The 17,828-nt window shown below is 61.3% G+C and carries 13 protein-coding genes and 2 pseudogenes; 10 read left to right on the plus strand and 5 right to left on the minus strand.

Going from position 1 to position 17,828, the window contains the following annotated elements; translation table 11 throughout:
- Nucleotides 1–37: 37 nt before the first annotated feature.
- A complete protein-coding gene (locus GN234_RS04485; protein ID WP_109756586.1) occupies nt 38–676 on the plus strand; it encodes a TetR family transcriptional regulator in 639 nt (212 codons plus the stop codon).
- Between the two features lie 108 nt (nt 677–784).
- Nucleotides 785–1,576: a transporter substrate-binding domain-containing protein gene (locus tag GN234_RS04490; protein ID WP_116832317.1), complete on the plus strand. Its 792-nt coding sequence runs from the start codon at nt 785–787 to the stop codon at nt 1,574–1,576.
- Between the two features lie 159 nt (nt 1,577–1,735).
- Here GN234_RS04490 and GN234_RS04495 read toward each other — a convergent pair whose 3' ends face one another.
- The 3 genes from GN234_RS04495 to GN234_RS04505 are packed head-to-tail and all read right to left on the minus strand — an operon-like array spanning nt 1,736 to nt 4,644.
- A complete protein-coding gene (locus GN234_RS04495; RefSeq protein ID WP_109756588.1) occupies nt 1,736–2,755 on the minus strand; it encodes a TRAP transporter substrate-binding protein in 1,020 nt (339 codons plus the stop codon).
- 51 nt (nt 2,756–2,806) lie between these two features.
- Nucleotides 2,807–4,087, minus strand: coding sequence for a TRAP transporter large permease subunit (locus GN234_RS04500; protein ID WP_109756589.1), 1,281 nt, complete (start codon nt 4,085–4,087; stop codon nt 2,807–2,809).
- Nucleotides 4,084–4,644, minus strand: a complete 561-nt coding sequence (locus GN234_RS04505) for a TRAP transporter small permease (RefSeq protein WP_163853806.1) — start codon at nt 4,642–4,644, stop codon at nt 4,084–4,086. The genes GN234_RS04500 and GN234_RS04505 overlap by 4 nt, the downstream gene beginning before the upstream one ends.
- Nucleotides 4,645–5,577: 933 nt before the next feature.
- Here GN234_RS04505 and wecB point away from each other — a divergent pair.
- The 6 genes from wecB (at nt 5,578) to GN234_RS04535 (ending at nt 14,595) form a co-directional block, all read left to right on the plus strand.
- Entirely contained in the window at nt 5,578–6,804 is a 1,227-nt protein-coding gene (wecB, locus tag GN234_RS04510; protein WP_109756616.1) for a non-hydrolyzing UDP-N-acetylglucosamine 2-epimerase, read from the plus strand.
- Between the two features lie 38 nt (nt 6,805–6,842).
- Nucleotides 6,843–9,056 (plus strand): hypothetical protein, encoded by a 2,214-nt coding sequence (locus GN234_RS04515; protein ID WP_176687949.1) that lies wholly within the window; start codon nt 6,843–6,845, stop codon nt 9,054–9,056.
- A gap of 12 nt (nt 9,057–9,068) precedes the next feature.
- A complete protein-coding gene (locus GN234_RS04520) occupies nt 9,069–11,183 on the plus strand; it encodes a glycosyl transferase family protein (RefSeq protein WP_176687950.1) in 2,115 nt (704 codons plus the stop codon).
- Nucleotides 11,180–13,183: an NfrA family protein gene (locus GN234_RS04525; RefSeq protein ID WP_176687951.1), complete on the plus strand. Its 2,004-nt coding sequence runs from the start codon at nt 11,180–11,182 to the stop codon at nt 13,181–13,183. Before GN234_RS04520 ends, GN234_RS04525 begins: the two co-directional genes overlap by 4 nt.
- Nucleotides 13,184–13,270: 87 nt before the next feature.
- The gene (locus GN234_RS04530; RefSeq protein ID WP_116832311.1) at nt 13,271–14,146 is read left to right on the plus strand and encodes an alpha-amylase family protein; all 876 of its coding nucleotides are present in this window, start codon (nt 13,271–13,273) and stop codon (nt 14,144–14,146) included.
- 200 nt (nt 14,147–14,346) lie between these two features.
- Nucleotides 14,347–14,595 (plus strand): phage infection protein, encoded by a 249-nt coding sequence (locus GN234_RS04535; protein ID WP_109756595.1) that lies wholly within the window; start codon nt 14,347–14,349, stop codon nt 14,593–14,595.
- Nucleotides 14,596–14,647: 52 nt separating this feature from the next.
- Here the strand turns inward: GN234_RS04535 and hpaR are convergent.
- Both hpaR and hpaA read right to left on the minus strand, forming a co-directional pair.
- Nucleotides 14,648–15,071, minus strand: a pseudogene (gene hpaR, locus GN234_RS04540) (homoprotocatechuate degradation operon regulator HpaR).
- A gap of 214 nt (nt 15,072–15,285) precedes the next feature.
- Nucleotides 15,286–16,192, minus strand: a pseudogene (gene hpaA, locus GN234_RS04545) (4-hydroxyphenylacetate catabolism regulatory protein HpaA).
- Nucleotides 16,193–16,378: 186 nt separating this feature from the next.
- Between hpaA and GN234_RS04550 the strand changes: the two are divergent.
- Together GN234_RS04550 and GN234_RS04555 are read left to right on the plus strand one after the other, a co-directional pair.
- A complete protein-coding gene (locus GN234_RS04550) occupies nt 16,379–17,056 on the plus strand; it encodes a fumarylacetoacetate hydrolase family protein (protein ID WP_109756599.1) in 678 nt (225 codons plus the stop codon).
- Entirely contained in the window at nt 17,053–17,823 is a 771-nt protein-coding gene (locus GN234_RS04555; protein ID WP_176687953.1) for a fumarylacetoacetate hydrolase family protein, read from the plus strand. The genes GN234_RS04550 and GN234_RS04555 overlap by 4 nt, the downstream gene beginning before the upstream one ends.
- Nucleotides 17,824–17,828: the final 5 nt, after the last annotated feature.

Below are 17,828 nucleotides of genomic sequence, written 5' to 3' on the forward strand. Positions count from 1 at the left end.
TTTCCTATTCGCATTCCCTTCCGAGGCTCATGCCTGTATGTCCGAACGCTCAAGCCCGCAGATTTCCTCGCGTAAACAACCGAAACAGGCACGCTCCACCGAGCTCGTCGCCGCCGTTCTGGAGGCGGCTGTTCAGGTTTTGGCGACCCAGGGCGCGGCCCGTTTCACCGTGGCCCGGGTTGCCGAGCGAGCGGGCGTCAGCGTCGGCTCGGTGTACCAATACTTCCCGAACAAAGCGGCGATCCTGTTTCGGCTGCAAAGTGATGAATGGCGGCAAACCAGCGATATGCTGCGCGAGATTCTTGAAGACAACCGCAATCCGCCCTTCGAGCGGCTACGTACCCTCGTGCGGGCGTTCATCCAGTCCGAATGCGACGAGGCCCAGATACGCGTCGCGCTCAACGACGCCGCACCGCTCTACCGCGACGCCCCCGAGCACCACGCGGCGCGAATGTCGGTGCAGCAGTCGGTGGACGCTTTCATGCTGCAGGCACTGCCAACCGTCCCGACACAAACCCGTGCCCTGGCAGGAGACCTGGTAATCACGACGCTCAGCACCGTGGGCAAGCGATTTTCATCAGCGCCCCGCTCCCCCGTGGAAGTTGCCACCTATAGCGACGCCATGGCCGATATGTTCTGCGCCTACCTGGAAAGCTTGCAGCGATGCCCGCTTTGAGACTGCTCTGTGTCGATTGTTCGTCAGCAATGCTCCAGTGACAGCCCGTCGACACTTTTACTACACTCCCCGATCTTGTTCCCCTGCGCTGTGAGACGTCCCATCACTATGAAAACCATAACAAGCTCGATGACGCTCTGTGGCCTGTTGGCGCTTTCTTGCGCTGCTCTCGCCGAGCCGGCCCCCTCGCTCCTGGACCAGGTCCTGCAACGCGGCGAACTGAAGGTGTGCACCACCGGCGACTACAAGCCCTATACCTTTAAAACCGCAACCGGCGAATACGAAGGCATCGACATCGACATGGCCCGCTCGCTGGCCGCCAGCCTGGGCGTCAAGGTGCAATGGGTGCAGACCACCTGGAAAACCCTGATGCCGGATATGGTTGCAGGTCAATGCGACATCGGCATGGGTGGGATTTCGGTGACGCTGGAGCGCCAGAAGAAAGCCTATTTCAGTACCACCCTGGACGTGGATGGCAAGATCCCGCTGGTGCGTTGCGAAGACCAGGAGCGTTACCAGACTATCGAGCAGATGAACCAGCCTTCGGTGCGCCTGGTCGAGCCGGCTGGCGGCACCAACGAAGCCTTCGTGCGGGCGTTCCTGCCCAACGGCCAGCTCAGCTTCCACGACAACGTGACCATCTTCCAGCAACTGCTGGACAAGAAAGCCGACGTGATGATTACCGACGCTTCGGAAGCGCTCTACCAGCAGAAACTCAAGCCCGGCCTGTGCGCTGTCAACCCGACCCGCTACCTGCAATATGGCGAGAAGGCCTACCTGCTGCCACGGGACGACACCACCTGGAAGATGTACGTCGATCAGTGGCTGCACCTGAGCAAGGCCAATGGCAGTTACCAGAAAGTGATTGGGCAGTGGCTGGCCGTTCCAGCCGCCCAATGACCGTTCGCTGACGAAACAAAAAACCAGTGGGAGCGAGCTTGCTCGCGATGGCGTCAGGTCAGTCACATTGATCTTGGCTGACACTCCGCTATCGCGAGCAGGCTCGCTCCCACAGGGCTGGATCGATCAAGCCTGATTTTGACGTCAGGCCCATTCACCTCACTGCGCCGCCCGCACCTTGGCGATCTCCTCGTACATCGTCTTCACCAGGTCGCCATCCAGGGATTTGGCGAACTTGTCGACCACCGGTTTCACCCGCTCGCGCAAGCGATCTTTCTCGGCTGGGCTTATCTCATTGACGGTCATCGCAGCGGCCAACGTGGCCTTGGCCTTGTCCATGCTCGCCGCCGTGACTTCACGCTGGAATGTTTGCGCCTCGGCCGCGGCCGCGCGAATCATTGCCTTTTCATCATCGTTGAGACGGCTCCAGGTTTTCTGGCTGATGATCAACGACTGCGGGTTAAAGATGTGGCCCGTCACGGAAAGGTACTTCTGCACCTCGTAGAACTTGTTGCCCTCGATCACCGTGAAAGGGTTTTCCTGGCCGTCGATGGTGTGCTGCTCAAGGCCGGTGTAGACCTCGGGGAACGCCATCGGCACGGGGTTGGCACCCAGAGCAGAGAAGGTTTCCAGATAGATCGGCGACTGGATGACTCGGATCTTCAGGCCCTGCATGTCCTCGAGCCGGGTCACCGGGTGCTTGCTGTTGGTCAGGTTACGAAAACCCAGGTCCCAGTAACCCAGCCCTACCAGCCCCTTGCTGTCCAGTTGCGCCGCCAGTTTCTGCCCGACCGGCCCATCGATGACCGCATGGGCCTCCTCGACGTTATTGAACAGGAACGGGAAATCGAGCATGGCGTAATCCGGTGCCTGGGCGGCCAGGATGCCGGAGTTGAGCACGGTGATGTCCAGCGTGCCGCCCTGCAACGCCGACACGGTTTGCACGTCGCCGCCCAACGTACCGCCGGGGAACAGGCGGACCTTGATCTTGCCGCCGCTCTTTTCGCCGAGCAGGTCGGCGAACTTCTGCGCGCCCTGGCCCTGGGGGTGTTCCTTGACGTTCTGGAAAGCGAATCGCAAGGTCCGCTCGCGGATCTCGTCCGCGTGGCTGGCCACACCGGTCAACAGCAAGCCCGTCGCGCACGCCCCGGCCAGCAGGGTTTTCATCAGTTTTCCCATGTCACTCTCCGATCATTATTGTTTTTAAGGTCGAGCCAGACGGCACCGCTGTCATCCGGTGAAGAACTTCAACGGCCCCAGGACCAGCTGCGGAAACAGGACCAACAGGAACAGCACCACAAACTGCGCAAACATGAACGGCCACACCCCGCGGACGATTTCCTCGAAGTCCAGCTTGGCCACCCCGCACACCACGTTGAGCACCGTGCCCACGGGCGGCGTGATCAGGCCGATGGCGGTGTTGATCAGGAACAGCACACCGAAGTACACCGGGTCGATCCCCGCCTGGATGACAGCAGGCATCAGCACCGGGGTAAGAATGAGAATGGTCGGGGTCATGTCCATCACCGTCCCCACCAGGATGATCAGCACCATCATCACCAGCAGCAGAAGGGTCTGGTTGTCCATGAAGGGCGCCAGCAGTTCCGCCAACTGCCCCGGCAGATCGGCGATGGTCACCAGCCACGATGAAACCATCGCCGCGGCCACCAGCAGCATCACCACCGAGGTGGTCTTGGCCGAGGACAGGATCACTTCGTACAACTGGCTGACTTTCATTTCCCGGTAGATCACCAGGGACACGAACAGCGAATAGACCGCCGCGACCACGGCTGCTTCCGTGGGGGTGAAGATGCCGAACTTGAGGCCCAGGATGATGATCAAGGGCAGGCCCATTGCCCAACTGCCGTCGAGCAACGTGCGCAGCACTTCGGCACGGGAACGCTTGGGCGGCGTCTCGACATTCTCGCGGCGGGAAATGAACCACCAGGCAACAGCCAGCGAAGCCCCGAGCAGCAGGCCCGGCACAATACCGGCCAGGAACAGCTTGGAAATCGACACCCCCGACGCCACGCCAAAGACGATAAAGCCAATACTCGGCGGAATGACCGGCGCGATGATGCTACCGGCGGCGATCAGGCCGGCCGAGCGCCCTCGGTTGTGTCCGGCCAGCACCATCATCGGCACCAGCAACGCCGCCAGTGCCGCCGCATCGGCCACAGCCGAACCGGAGAGTGACGCCAGCAGGCAGGAAGCGATGATCGCCACGTAACCAAGGCCACCGCGCTTATGCCCCACCAGCGCCATGGCAATGTTGACGATGCGTTTGGACAGGCCTCCGACGTTCATGATTTCACCGGCCAACATGAAGAACGGCACGGCCATCAGCGGGAAGCTATCCGCGCCATTGAGCAGGTTCTGGGCAATGATTTGCGCGTCGAACAGATCCAGGTAAACCATCAACGCCACGCTGACCACCAGCAAGGCAAACGCGATGGGCATTCCCAGCGCCATGCTACCCATCAGAGACCCGAGGAAAATAACCAGCGTCATGGGCGGGCACTCTTTGTAGGGTCAGGGGTAATGGGGTTATGTGTGATCACCTCGGCATCGTTGTCCTTGACCATCACCAGCTCGTCATCCCCGAGTTTGCCGAACAGCGCCAGGTAGAGTTCATAGAGCAGGATCGGTGCGGCACTGGCGCCAAACACCAGGCCAGCACCGTAGAACAGTGCCATGGACAACCCCGACGCCGGGGCGACGACATGCAGGTTGATCGCTGCCTGTTGCCAGCTACCACTGAAGATCAGCCAGCAGATGTACAACATCAGCAGATGGCCGATGACCAGGCAGATGCGCTTGCCTGTTGGCGGCAAGCGCTTGACCAGGCTGTCCATGCCCAGGTGAGCACGGTCCTTGAGCGCCACCAGGGCACCGAGAAAAATCATCCAGACGAAGAACCAGCGCGACAGCTCCTCCGACACACTGATGCCCGAGTTGAAGGCGTAGCGCAGCACCACATTGCCGAACACCAGCACGATCATTGCGATCATGCACAACACGATCAGCAGCTTGAGCAGCTTGAAATACAGATCCACGACTTTTGTCATCCTGAAGACCTCCGAGACTTGCCGAGCGCCGACATCTCAATGGCGCGATAAGACCGCAACAGCGTGGGCCGCTAACGGATCGAACCTGAGAGGTTGGAAGGTGTTCCTGGACTGAAACAACGGATCGAGGGGAAGACGTGCGGCGCTCGCGGACGGATAGGCATGGGGTATTCCTGTTTTTTTATTATGGTCTTGGCCACGTCAGGCAAGACAGGTTGCCGCTAAAATGTACCACCCGGTTAGTTTGGTCAATAACCCAGATAGGTGTAGATCACAAAGCGTGCGATTATCGGTCGCAATGGAGAACACCTGAACGGCACTTGGATTTGGATGGGCCGCCCCATGCAACTTTCTTATCGTAATTAATAACTCTACCTGGGAGCGTGATGACAGCAACGTGCCTTTGGACCATTAGTATAAAAGCTCAAAATAAATTGAACTTTCACCCAACAGCCAACTTCACCTCCCAGTAACTAACCAATTTAATAACTCCATCACGACGACTTACAGGCGTCATTCCAATGACACGTCGCGCCGCGACTAAGCGTGGAATTAGGCGCCAAAAAAACCACGGCGCCGCCCTCCTCAACCGCAACAGGACATTAAACCGGCGCTTAACAATTTAAAAACCCTTCAATATCAATAGGTAATTTAACTTAGAACAACCACGCAAGGCTCCCCTGCCCGACCAATAAAAAGCCCTCTAAAAAATTATTAATAACCCCCCGCATATAAACCTTTGCGCCCGCGATCTTTAATGCTATTAATCTGCCGCCCCGACCTGCAAGATGCCACTACGTCACTTCCTGTGTACGTTAAACCGCTGTCTGACAACGGGCTGTTACTCAACTTAAATCGCTTGCTTGCTCGAACGCCTCATCGCGTCCGGGCGAGCTGTTGTGCGGCGCAGCAAACTGCGCGAGGAAGGGCGTCATCGCAACTAATCATCCCCGAATCAAGGTCCTCTCGATCTTCGGTACCCGTCCGGAAGCCATCAAGATGGCGCCCCTGGTCAAGGCCCTCGCCGCCGAACCGGGCATTGAGTCGCTGATCTGCGTCACCGGCCAGCATCAGAGCATGCTCAAGCAAGTGCTGGATCTGTTCGATCTCAAGGCCGATTTCACTCTAGACGTGATGACGCCCCACCAGACACTCAACTCCCTGACCGCCGCGTTGTACGCGGCCATCGACCCGGTACTGGAGCAGACCCGCCCCGATCGGGTGCTGGTCCACGGCGACACCACTTCGGCCATGGTGGCTTCAATGGCCGCCTTCCACCGACGCATCCCTGTAGGCCACGTGGAAGCCGGGCTGCGCACCGGAGACATCTATAGCCCTTGGCCGGAAGAAATGAACCGCCGGTGCATCGACCTCAGCGCCGACCTGCTGTTTGCCCCCACCGGACAATCACGCGACAACCTGCTGGGCGAACGCCTGCAAGGCCGTTGCCTGGTGACCGGCAACACAGTGATCGACGCGCTGCAACTGACTGCCCGGCGCATCGATGAGGATGCCCGGTTGCGTGCCGAACTGGACCAACAGTTCCCGTTCCTGCAAACCCGACGCAAGTTGCTGCTGGTGACCGGCCACCGCCGGGAAAACTTCGGCGAGGGTTTCCTGGACATCTGCAAGGCCTTGCGTCACCTGGCCCAGCGGCCGGATATCCAGATCGTCTACCCAGTGCATCTCAATCCCAACGTACTGGGTCCAGTGACCGAACAACTGGGCGAATTGCTCAATGTGCATTTGATCAAGCCGCTGGACTACCTGGCGTTCGTGCGCCTGATGCAACACGCCCATGTCATCCTCACCGACTCCGGTGGCGTGCAGGAAGAAGCCCCGTCCCTGGGCAAACCGGTGCTGGTGATGCGCGACGTTACCGAACGCCCTGAAGCGGTGGCGGCGGGCACGGTACGCCTGGTCGGCACCTCGCCGGCCTCGATCATCGCCGGCGTGGACGCACTGTTCGACGATGACACGTTGTGGCGCCGCGCCTCACAGGCGGCCAACCCTTATGGCGATGGCAAGGCCAGCCAACGCATTGTCGATACCCTGATGGGACGCCCGGTCGACGACTTCGTCGTCACCCCACTGCCTGCACAGCGGTCAGTCGATACGTCACTGTCCGAGCCACGCGAATTGCTCGCCGATTTCAACTGACCACTGCTATTTCCCTTATCAGATCGAGACTTGCCTGAATGAAGCCTTCCGTTGCCATCCCTACGGGTGCGCTCAGCGCCCTTGCCTGTGGCTTGAGCCTGCTCGCGCTCATGCCGACTTTTGCCCTGGCCGCGGACAGCCCGCTGACCCAGGCCATTCATCGACTCAACGCCGATACTCGGCAGACGCGTGAGGTGCGCTTGAGCGACCTGGGCATTACGGCTCCGATCCTCTTGGGCGCCAGCGACGCACGTCGCGAGCTCTATCTGCCGGTACCTGCGGGAGTTATCCTCGATGACGCGACGCTGCAACTGGACGCCAGCTACCTCAATGGCGAAGGTGGTCGCAACACCCTGCTGCTGTCCCTCGACGGCTACCCGGTGCGCGCTGAAGGGCTCAGCGAGGCACAAGGCGATGCCAGCGCCACACTTGGCGTCGACAAGGCCGCGCGTGACAACGGCCTGGTGCGCCTGGGCATTGCCTGGTCCTCGGTGGTGTCTCGGCCATTGTGCGAAGACGACCGGGTCATCGGCAATGTGCTGCGCATCCAACCCGAGACGCGCCTGAACTACAGCTATGACGCCAGCCAGTTGCGCGATGTCGGTGCGGCTTGGGCGGCCCTGCCCGGCGAACCCGGCATCCTCGTCGCCCCCGGCTCGTTGTCCGCCGCCAGCTACGATTCGGCCTGGCGCCTGGGCGTGGCGCTGGAGCGCATCGGCAAACACAGCCGCATCCTGCCTTTCCCTGCGGTGCAGGACAGCGTCGACCTGGGCAGCCTGCGCATCCCTGCCGAGCTATTGGTCATTCCAGCCTTCGCCAGCCTCAACGGCAAAGGCCCGCACACCTTGGCCAACCCGGCCGAGATCGGCGCACTGCTGGTGTTGGGCCAGACCCCGAACGTACAGGCCGACCTGGCGATCAACGACCCGCAACTGCTCAAGGCCATCAACCAATCCCTGGACGCCTTGCAAAGCCAGGTCCAAGGCCTCGACACGACGGCAGCCAGTGCCCTGACTCAATGGCGCGAACAGCACGTCAACGCAGCACTGGCGAGCGCCGGCACCGACAATGTAAGCCTGGCCCTGCTGGGTACCCGCCCGGTACTGATGATCGCCCCGCAATCCACCGACAAGGCCTTGTCGCTGCTCGGTTCGGCCTGGAGCAAACTGGCACGAAGTCGCCAACTGACCGTCAGCGAAGCGCAAACGCCGTTGAGCGACGATGGCCGTGTGGCCCTGTCGCGACTGGGCGGCGCCCCCGGCAACTTCGACGTGGCCTCGCGATTCGATTGGAGCACCTCGTTCCCCTTGGGCAGCGTGGCTTATGACGGTCGCCTGCCCGTCACCGCCGTGGTGGACGTCTCCGCGGCCCCGGGAGCTTCCGCTACAGCGCCGGTGGCGTCGCTGTTTTTCAATGACTTCCTGATCGGTGCGCAGCAACTGACCACCGACGGTGCGTCGCAGCGCATCCAGGCGCATATCCCGCGCTACGCCCTGGGCTCGAAAAACACCTTGCGCGTATCGTTCCAACGCCAGCCGGTCAGCGATCGCTGCCTGGAAACGCCGCAAGCCTTCCCGGTGTCGGTCCTGCCGACCAGCCATATCGTCCTGGAAAAAACCTCGCTGGACGACGGCTTCTCCGGCATGGCCGCGCGCTTCGCCGTGGACACTCAGATCCTGGTGCCCCAGGCCTACCTTGACCATCCGGCCAGCAGCCTGGCGCGGGTCATTTCGGTGGCCGATAGCAGCGGTGTCTCGCCACTGCGCGCGCAGCTCAAGGTCAGCGCTGACCCCAAAGCCGTCGTCAGCCCGGACAAGCCCTTCCTGGCTTTCGAGTTGCCGCTCAAGGACAGCCAGGAATCGGTCCAGGTCGACGAGCAAGGTCGCCTGCGCATCAACCACAAGGACCAAGTGCTGCTGGACGTCCAGCCCCTCAACCAATTGGCCTCGCTGCAAGTGGTGCAGACCGCGGGCCAGCACGGCCTGGTCTACCGGGCGCTGGGCAACCAGCCGCCAAGCCTGGCCAAACCGATTGTGCTGACCCGTGGCGACGTGGCGATCCTGGACAACAATGGCGCCGTGGCGACCTTCGATACCCAGGACCCGAGCGGTAGCCTGTTGATCGGCCGCGAGGAACCCAAGGGGCTGGATGCCTGGCGTAAACCTTCGCTGCTCTGGCTGATCCCGGGCGGCATTATCCTGTTCCTCCTCTTGTTGCTGGCCGGCCGTAGCGCCCGTCGCAATCGCCAGTAACGGTACCCTTCGATGACGTCGCTTTATTGGCCCTATTGGCTGGCCCATTACTACAACTACCTGGAGATCGCGACCATCGTGGTCGCGGTACTGATCCTGATCTCCAGCCTGGACGATCTGATCATTGACCTGTGGTACTGGTCTCGTCGCCTGTACCGCAAGTTCACCGTGGACCGCAAATACCGGCCGTTGACCGCCGAACAACTGTTGGCCCGGGACGAACAGCCCCTGGCGATCATGGTCCCGGCCTGGCTGGAATACGACGTCATCGCGCCGATGATCGAGAACATGGTGTCCACGCTCGACTACCAGAACTACGTGGTCTTCGTCGGCACGTACATCAACGACCAACGCACCATCGACGAAGTCGAGCGGATGCGCAGGCGCTACAAACAACTGCATCGGGTGGAAGTGCCCCATGCCGGGCCGACCTGCAAGGCCGACTGTTTGAACTGGGTGATCCAGGCGATTTTCCTGCATGAAAAAACCCATGGCATGACCTTCGCCGGCGTCGTCTTGCACGACAGCGAAGACGTGCTGCATCCATTGGAACTGCGACTGTTCAACTACCTGCTGCCGCGCAAGGACATGATCCAGTTGCCGGTGGTTTCGCTGGAGCGCAACTGGTACGAATGGGTCGCGGGTGTCTACATGGACGAATTCGCCGAATGGCATGGCAAGGACCTGGTAGTGCGTGAAAGCATGACCGACACCGTGCCCTCGGCCGGCGTCGGCACCTGTTTTTCCCACCGTGCCTTGCGGGTGCTGGCCGGTGAAACCGAAAACCAGCCGTTCAACACCGACAGCCTCACCGAGGACTACGACGTTGGCGCACGCTTGGCCAAGGTGGGCATGAACGCGATCTTCGTACGTTTCCCGGTGCAGTTCCGGGTGCTGCGCAAATCCTGGTTCCGCAAACCCTACGAATCGACCCTGACGATGCCGCTGTGCGTGCGCGAGTTTTTCCCCGACACGTTCCGCACTGCCTTCCGGCAGAAGGCCCGCTGGACCCTGGGCATCGGCTTGCAAGGCTGGGAGCAGATGGGCTGGAACGGCTCGCTGGCCAACCGATACCTGCTGTTTCGCGACCGCAAGGGGGTGGTGACGGCATTCGTGAGCATCATTGCCTACGTCATCCTGGTACAGCTGCTGGGCTTGATCATCCTGCGCAACAGCGGCTTGTGGGATATCACCTTCCCTACGCCGTTTGAAAGCAACAGTCTGGTCAAATACCTGCTGTTGGCCAACGGCGGCGCCTTGGCCTGGCGCATCGCGCACCGCTATTACTTCACCACCGTGTTGTACGGCTGGCAGCATGGCTTGCTGTCCATGCCCCGCATGCTGGTCGGCAACTTCGTCAACTTCATGGCCGCCTCCCGGGCCTGGCGCATGTTCCTGGTGGGCAAGGTGATGAATCGCAAGCTGGTCTGGGACAAGACCATGCACGACTTCCCTTCCACCGACCTGGTGGCCATTGCGCCGCGCCGCCTGGGCAGCGTGTTGCTGTCCTGGCAAGCCATCACCGACACGGACCTGCAAAGCGCCCTCGACGAACAACAGTCGCGCAACGTACCGCTGGGACGAATTCTGCTCAATAACGGCTGGCTGGACGATGAAACTCTGGCTGAAGCCATCGCGTTCCAGAATGACCTGCCCCGGGTCTTTGACGTCGCCGAAAAAGCCGCTGCCTCGGCATCCATCTTGAGCGCCGAGTTTGCCTTGCGCTGGCGAGCCGTGTCCCTGGGACGCAACGGCGAAGGCCGCGAACAGATCGCCGTCGCCAATCCCTTGCCCGACGAAGGCCTGCAACAGGTCAGCGCCGAACTGGGCAGCGAACCTGTGCAATTGATCGCGCGCGAAAGTGAAATTCTTGCGCTGTTGCGCAAGTTGCCTGCGGACAACGGTCATGCCGTACCCGATGCCCGGGCGCCGCTGCTGGGCGACCTGCTGATCGAAATGGGGCTGCTCGATCGCGACGAATTCAGTCGCGTGATGCTCCAGTACCGGCCCCAACACCACGGCCGTATCGGCGATTACCTGGTCGACAGCGGCGTGCTGCCACGCACGACGATCGAACAGGCCGTGGCCCGCCAGCACAATCTCTACCCGACGGAGCTCCCGGCATGAACCGCCCCTTCCTGACCCTTTTGGCCACGGGGCTGAGCCTGATACCTGCGTTTGCTCCTGCCGAAACGTTGCCGTTGCCATTGTCCGGCCCGGCCTATACCGCCGCCAACGACGCCTACAGCGCCTACGAACGCAAGGATTACGACCTGGCCATCGCCAAGGCACGCGAGGCCCTGCGCCTGCGTGCCGATGTGACACGCCTGAACACCCTGATCGAGTTGGCCGAGCGGGACAAGAAACGGCGCGACCACCCCCAGCCCCTGGCAGCCTCTCGTCCCACTCGCGCGGCGCCGGGTTTCATCGCCGCATCCCAGGGATTCAAAGCCTATGACCGCGGACAATTCGGCCTGGCCGCGCAATCGGCTCGCAAGGCCGTCGCCCAGGCCCCCCGACGCCATGACTATCGCCTGTTGCTGATCGATTCCCTGGAACGCCAACAACACCTGGAAGAAGCCGACCGCGCCACCAGCGATGCCCTTGGTGTCTTTGCCAACGACAACACGTTGTTGATGCGCCGCAAAGCCATTCGCCGTCAACTGGCCGTCCCGCTGGCGACCCAGGGTTATCGCGCCCTGGAACAAGGCAACACAGCCCTGGCCGTGGACCAGGCGCGCAAAGCGGTGGCCTGGGCCCCGGAAATCGCCGCCAACCAACAATTGCTCATCAGCGCATTGTTGGCGGCGAAGGATTACGTCTCCGCCGAACAGGCCGCTTCTGCCGCGCTGGCGGTGGACGACCGCCAAGCCGCCCCTTGGGTCTTGCGCAGCTATGCCCGTAACCGCCAGGGCAAGACGCAGGCGGCCCAGGACGATCTGAACCAAGCCCAGAGCCTTGCGGGTCTGTCGGCAAGGGAGGCTCGTGAAATCCGCTCCGCCCAGGCCCAATCCACACCACCGGTCCTGCTATGTCAGGAAAGCACCTACGGTCTGACCTGCGCCATCTCGCCGGGAAACACCAACGAACAGGCTCCGCTGAGTGACCTGCAGCTTGCTTACAATTTGGTTCGGGCCGGCGACGACGAAGCAGCCCATACGGCGTTCCGCAAGGCGGACGCCACCTCTCGACTGGCACCGGCACCCGCCCAGGACGCCGCCTACAACGCCATGCGGGTCCATGAAGACGACGAGGCCGTGGCGTACTTCAAGCGCGTCATCGATGGGCAAAAAACCGCAGAGTCGCCGCTCTCCGCGCAACAGCTGTTCGATACCCGCCGCACCGTGGGTGACGTTTCGCGCACTATCGGCCTGACCAGCACCACCAGCTATCGCGGCAACAGTTCCAGTGGCCTGAGCGCCGCCCCGGGTTCCAGCAGCAGCGGCAGTCAAAGCAATGACTTGCTGCAAAACAGCACCGAGCTGTCGTGGCGTCCGCTGGGCTATCGCAATGGCCGCTTTGTCGAACTCTACGGACGCATCACCGACACTCTCTGGAGCAAGAACAGCGATTCGGACACGGGCGCGGATGCCTTGCAAGGCGCCCTCGGCGTACGGGTCAAGCCTTTCAGTTCGGTCAACATCATGGCGGCCCTTGAACGGACCTTCCCGCTCGGTTCTTCCAATGTCGACGGCGATTGGTTGGTGCGACTCGGTTACGGTTCGAGCATCGGTACCGATCTGCGGGTCGATGTGCCGAGCTGGTGGACCTCCCAGCTGTATGCCGAGGTCGGTCACTACATCGAAGACTCGCGGGATTACTTCAACAGCGAATGGCAAGTGGGCCGCAGTTATGCCATCGGCGGGACCGGCTCGCGCTGGGTGACCTTTCCCCATGTCGTCGCGGCGATCGACTACGATTCCAAGATGAAGAGCGACGCCGGCGGTGGTTTTTCTTCCGGCGACGCGGGGGGTATCGGGATAGGAAACAACGTACGCTATTGGTTCCGGGAAGACGCCTACAACGCGCCACGTTCCTATGTGGACTTTTCCCTGCAATACCGAGCAAGGGTGTTTGGCGAGGATCGCGCCAAAGGCGTGTTCGCGCGCCTGACCTACTCCTATTGAGGACGTTGGTGTGATGCCCGGTCCATCGGTACGAAAAGCGGTTCACCTTGCCGAGCCGCGACTACACTGCCTCCAGAAGGGACTTGTTTGAAAAGCTTCGCAACGCTCGTCAACCGCAAGACCGTCGCGGCGCTGTTACTGGCCGTGCTCCTCGGCGCAGGTACAGGGACGTACTACATGAGCACTATCACTGCGAAACCGAACATCGTCGGTATCGTCTGGCAGCCGGACAACCAGACCGTCGGCATCAGCGGCAATTGGGAAAGACTGGGGGTACACGAGCTACTAGTGCAATGGACTGTAGTGGACGACCAGGCCTTCGTGCCCGGCACCGGCCTGCCCAGCGTACCGGTACTGCCGGACTGGGCGCGCATCGCCAAGACGCCCTGGGCCCAGGATGTCATCCTCGGGCTGGCTGGCTACTTCAGTGAAAACCGCTCACGGGACGACATCGAGCAACTGGCAGCGCTGTCGGAGCGTATTGCCGGGTTGCCGACACCATTGCATGTCACCGGCTGGTACTTTCCGGCCGAAGTCGACCCCAGTTGGGCGGCTGCCAAGGAGTTGCCGGCCTTGCTGGCCAAACTGCCGCGCCCGCTGTGGATCAGCGTCTACGATGGCGCCAACATCGGCCCCGCCGCTACCGCAGACTGGCTCAAGCAGTGGTTGCCGAACGACATCGGCGTGTTTTTCCAGGACGGCGTCGGCGTCTACGCCCGCACCGCCCCGGTGGCCCGGAACTATGCAGATGCCCTGCGTGATCGACTTGGCAAGGATCGCGTGCGGATCATCGTCGAAGCCTTCCGTCCCCAATACGGCGGTGGCTTCCGCTCCGCCACAGTCGCCGAACTCACACCCCAACTGGCGGCCTATGCAGGCTACCCGCTCTACTTGTTCGACGGGCCGCACTACATGACGCCGACCTTGGTGGACCAACTGAAACAAGCCCTGGCCCAGCCTTGATCAGGCCTTCAAGCCATCCGCTTGCCCTCGCTTTACTGAGTTTGTATCAGTCTGTATATGAAGCGCGGACTGATACGAAACAATGGATTTCGCCCTCTCCCGACACACACCGTCGATACATCCGCGCGTTTAACTTTGATCACCGGACAGCAACACATTCGCTGCCACGGCCCACTCAATCAAGCGCAAGGAGAGTCATCATGTTCAATTTCTCGAAAGTATCGTCCCTGGCTATCGCCCTGACATTGGTGGGCGGTGTCGGCCTGTCGAACGCGGCCTCAGCAAAGAACGCCCCGGCCCAGGCTGCGCATCAACTGGCTGAAGGCGGCTCCGATCGTTTGATCCAGAATCGCGTGGCCGAGGGCGGCTCTGATCGCTTGATCGAGAATCGCGTGGCGGAAGGTGGCGCTGATCGGTTGCAGGAATTGCGTGAACGCAGCGCGGTGTGAAGCGATTTTGTGGCGTGGGAGCTTGCTCCTTCGCCACAAAAGCCAATAAGGCTCAAGGCTTGATGTTCTTCAGCTCATTGAGCAACGCAAGCAGTTGCTGCATCTTTTCCTCGCCGAACTGTTCTTCGATCCGCCGATAGTTGCTTTCCATGCCTTCGCTCATGGACACGAAGCACTGCTGCCCAAGCTCGGTCAGCCCGACAAAGACCCGCCGCTGATCCTGGCTGGACTTCTGCCGACGCACCAGGCCATCACGCTCCAGGCGACTGAGCACACCGGTCATGCTCGGCTTGAGGATACAGGCCTGATGAGCGAGCTGATGGCTTTCCAGCTCCCCCTTGCTGGTGCAGGATGCGAATCACCCGCCATTGCTGTTCCGTGAGGTCATGCTGGTTCAGCGCCGGTCGAAAAAAAGCCATGGCGGCTTCGCGGGCTTGCAACAGCGTCAGGGTCAATGAAGGTCTGGGGTTGGCCATGTTCGGATTGATTTGAATGGGCGAGTCGGCAGCTTAGTGTCGCCATCACACCGCTGCAAGAGCAGCCGTGGCGAGGGGATTTATCCCCGTTCGGGCGCGAAGCGGCCCTCAGATGAGACTCTGCGGCGCATCGACTCATTGGGTCTGCTTCGCAGCCCAACGGGGATAAATCCCCTCGCCACAAATAAGTATTGGTCTCCATCATTAGTGGTGCTCAACGCAACCCCGATTGCCGCTGGCGATACTCCCCCCGGAGTAAGCTGCGCGTAACGCTGGAAAAACCGGCTGAAATACGCCGGATCCTTGAACCCGAGCTGGTAGCAGATTTCATTGGCCGAGCTGCCGGTGAACAACAACAGGCGCTTGGCCTCTTGCATCAGCCGCTCCATGATCAGGCGCTTGGAAGGCAGGTCGGCGATACGTCGGCACACGTCGTTAAGGCGCGCCTCGGTCACGCCGATGCCTTCGGCATAGCGCGACAGCGGCCAGTGCTGCAGGTAGTGGGCCTCGATCAGCTCGTTGAAGCGATGAAAGATCTTCAGGTCCTCATGCCGCGCCGGCCTGGCCTCCAGGGAGTTCGAACACAAGCGCAATAGACTGATCATGATCAGCCGCGTCAACCCGTCCAGCGCTGCGCTGCGTCCCGGACGCCCCGCCACCACCTCCTCGCTCAGTTCCTCGAACAGGTACTCCAGCCGTCGCACCTCCCCCGCCTGCTCAGGCCCCAGTTGCGCCAGCGCCACACAGGCGGCCGGCATTTGCACGCCTGCCGGCGCCAGGCTCGGGTCGGCGTCGATCAGTTGCCATACCAATTGCTGGCGCACCGTCAGAACATGCCCGTCACTGTCAGCCTCGGTCACGAAGGAATGGGGGATGGTCGGCGGGGTGAGAAAAAACATCGGGCCGGACTCGACGTACTGCTGGTCATCGAGATACACGCGCACGGTGCCGCTCTTGACGTAGTGCACCTGAAAGAAACGATCGTGGCGGTGGACCGGCATGTTGCGGCCGAAAAAGTCGGCCAGGTTGGCGAGCCGGTCGTAATGCACTTCGGCGTCGCTGTAACGCTGGTCGTACACCTGACCGATGTTGATGTTCGGGATCGGCTGGCGGTCAGTCATCACGCAGTACTCGTTTTTATTCTGGTTCAGGTGCCTGTCGTACTCATCCTGCCTCGAATCCGACAAGGCAACCAGTGCTCGGTCATTCTGTCACGCTTGACGATAGTTAACATCTTAATTATAACTGTTAACACATTAACAATAACCGCAGAGCCCTCATCCCTCTGCCATCGCCAGGAGACAAGCATGAGCCGTGCCCTGCATGACGTCGCGACCGGCACCCTGTTCGGGGTCGCGCTGAACTACCAGGGGCTGCTGAAGCAGCGCCTCGCCGAGTTCGAGCAACCGCCCTATCAGAAGCCGCCGCTCAAGCCTGTGCTATTCATCAAGACGCCCAATACCCGCAACCGGCACGACGCCGATGTGGTTCATCCCGGTCACGGCGAAATACTGCAACCAGGGCCGGCGCTTGGCGTGGTGATGGGCAAGTCGGCCAGTCGCGTCAGCGCCGCCCAAGCCTTGGACTACGTGGCCGGCTACACCGTCGTCAATGAATTCAGCCTGCCGGAAGACAGCTACTACCGCCCCGCCGTCAAGGCCAAGTGCCGGGACGGCTTCTGTGCCGTCGGCCCGGAACTGGTGCCGACCGCCCAGGTGACCGACCCTCACAGCCTGGCGATCACCCTGTATGTCAACGGCGAGGTACGCCAGCAAAACAGCACGGCGAACTTCGTCCGCAATATTCCCCAATTGATCGCCGAGATCAGCGAATTCATGACCCTGCATGCCGGCGACGTGCTGATCACCGGCACACCTGAAGGTCGGGTCGATGTCCAGCCCGGCGATCGTGTCGAAGTGGAGATCAGCGGCCTGGGCCGTCTCGTCAATACCGTCGTGGCCGAGGAAACAGGAGCAGGTTCATGAAACACGCGCGCATTCGTTTTGACGGCCAGATCCACGCCGTTACCGTTGAAGCCGACAACGCCGTGCGCCTGGCCGACGGTCGCCTGTTGGCCGAGGATCAGGTCCAGTGGCTGCCACCGGCGGAAGGCAGCATGTTCGCCCTGGGCCTGAACTACGCCGATCACGCCGCCGAACTGGCGTTCAAAGCGCCGACCGAACCCCTGGCGTTCATCAAGTCACCCGGCACCTACACCGGCCACAACCAGGTGACCTGGCGCCCCGACAACGTCGCCTACATGCATTACGAGTGCGAACTGGTGGCGGTCATCGGCAAGGAGGCACGCAACGTCAAGCGCGAGGATGCATTGGACTACCTGGCCGGCTACACCGTGTGCAACGACTACGCGATTCGCGACTACCTGGAAAACTACTACCGCCCCAACCTGCCGGTGAAGAACCGCGACGCCACCACGCCTGTCGGCCCATGGATCGTCGATGTGGCCGATGTGCCGGACCCGAGCAACCTGACGCTGCGCACCTGGATCAACGGTGAACTGCGCCAGGAAGGCAGCACGAAGGACATGATTTTCGACATCCCCTACCTGATCGAATACCTGTCCGGCTTCATGACCTTGCAACCCGGCGACATGATCGCCACCGGCACGCCGGAAGGCCTGGCGGACGTGGTGCCCGGCGATGAAGTGATCGTGGAAGTGCAAGGCGTCGGTCGCCTGGTCAACCACATTGTCAGCGAAGCCGAGTTCTTCGCATCCCGTAAAGAGGCTTGAGCAGC

Origin of the sequence: Pseudomonas bijieensis (assembly GCF_013347965.1) — a bacterium.
In the GTDB taxonomy this organism is placed as follows: Bacteria; Pseudomonadota; Gammaproteobacteria; order Pseudomonadales; family Pseudomonadaceae; genus Aquipseudomonas; species Aquipseudomonas bijieensis.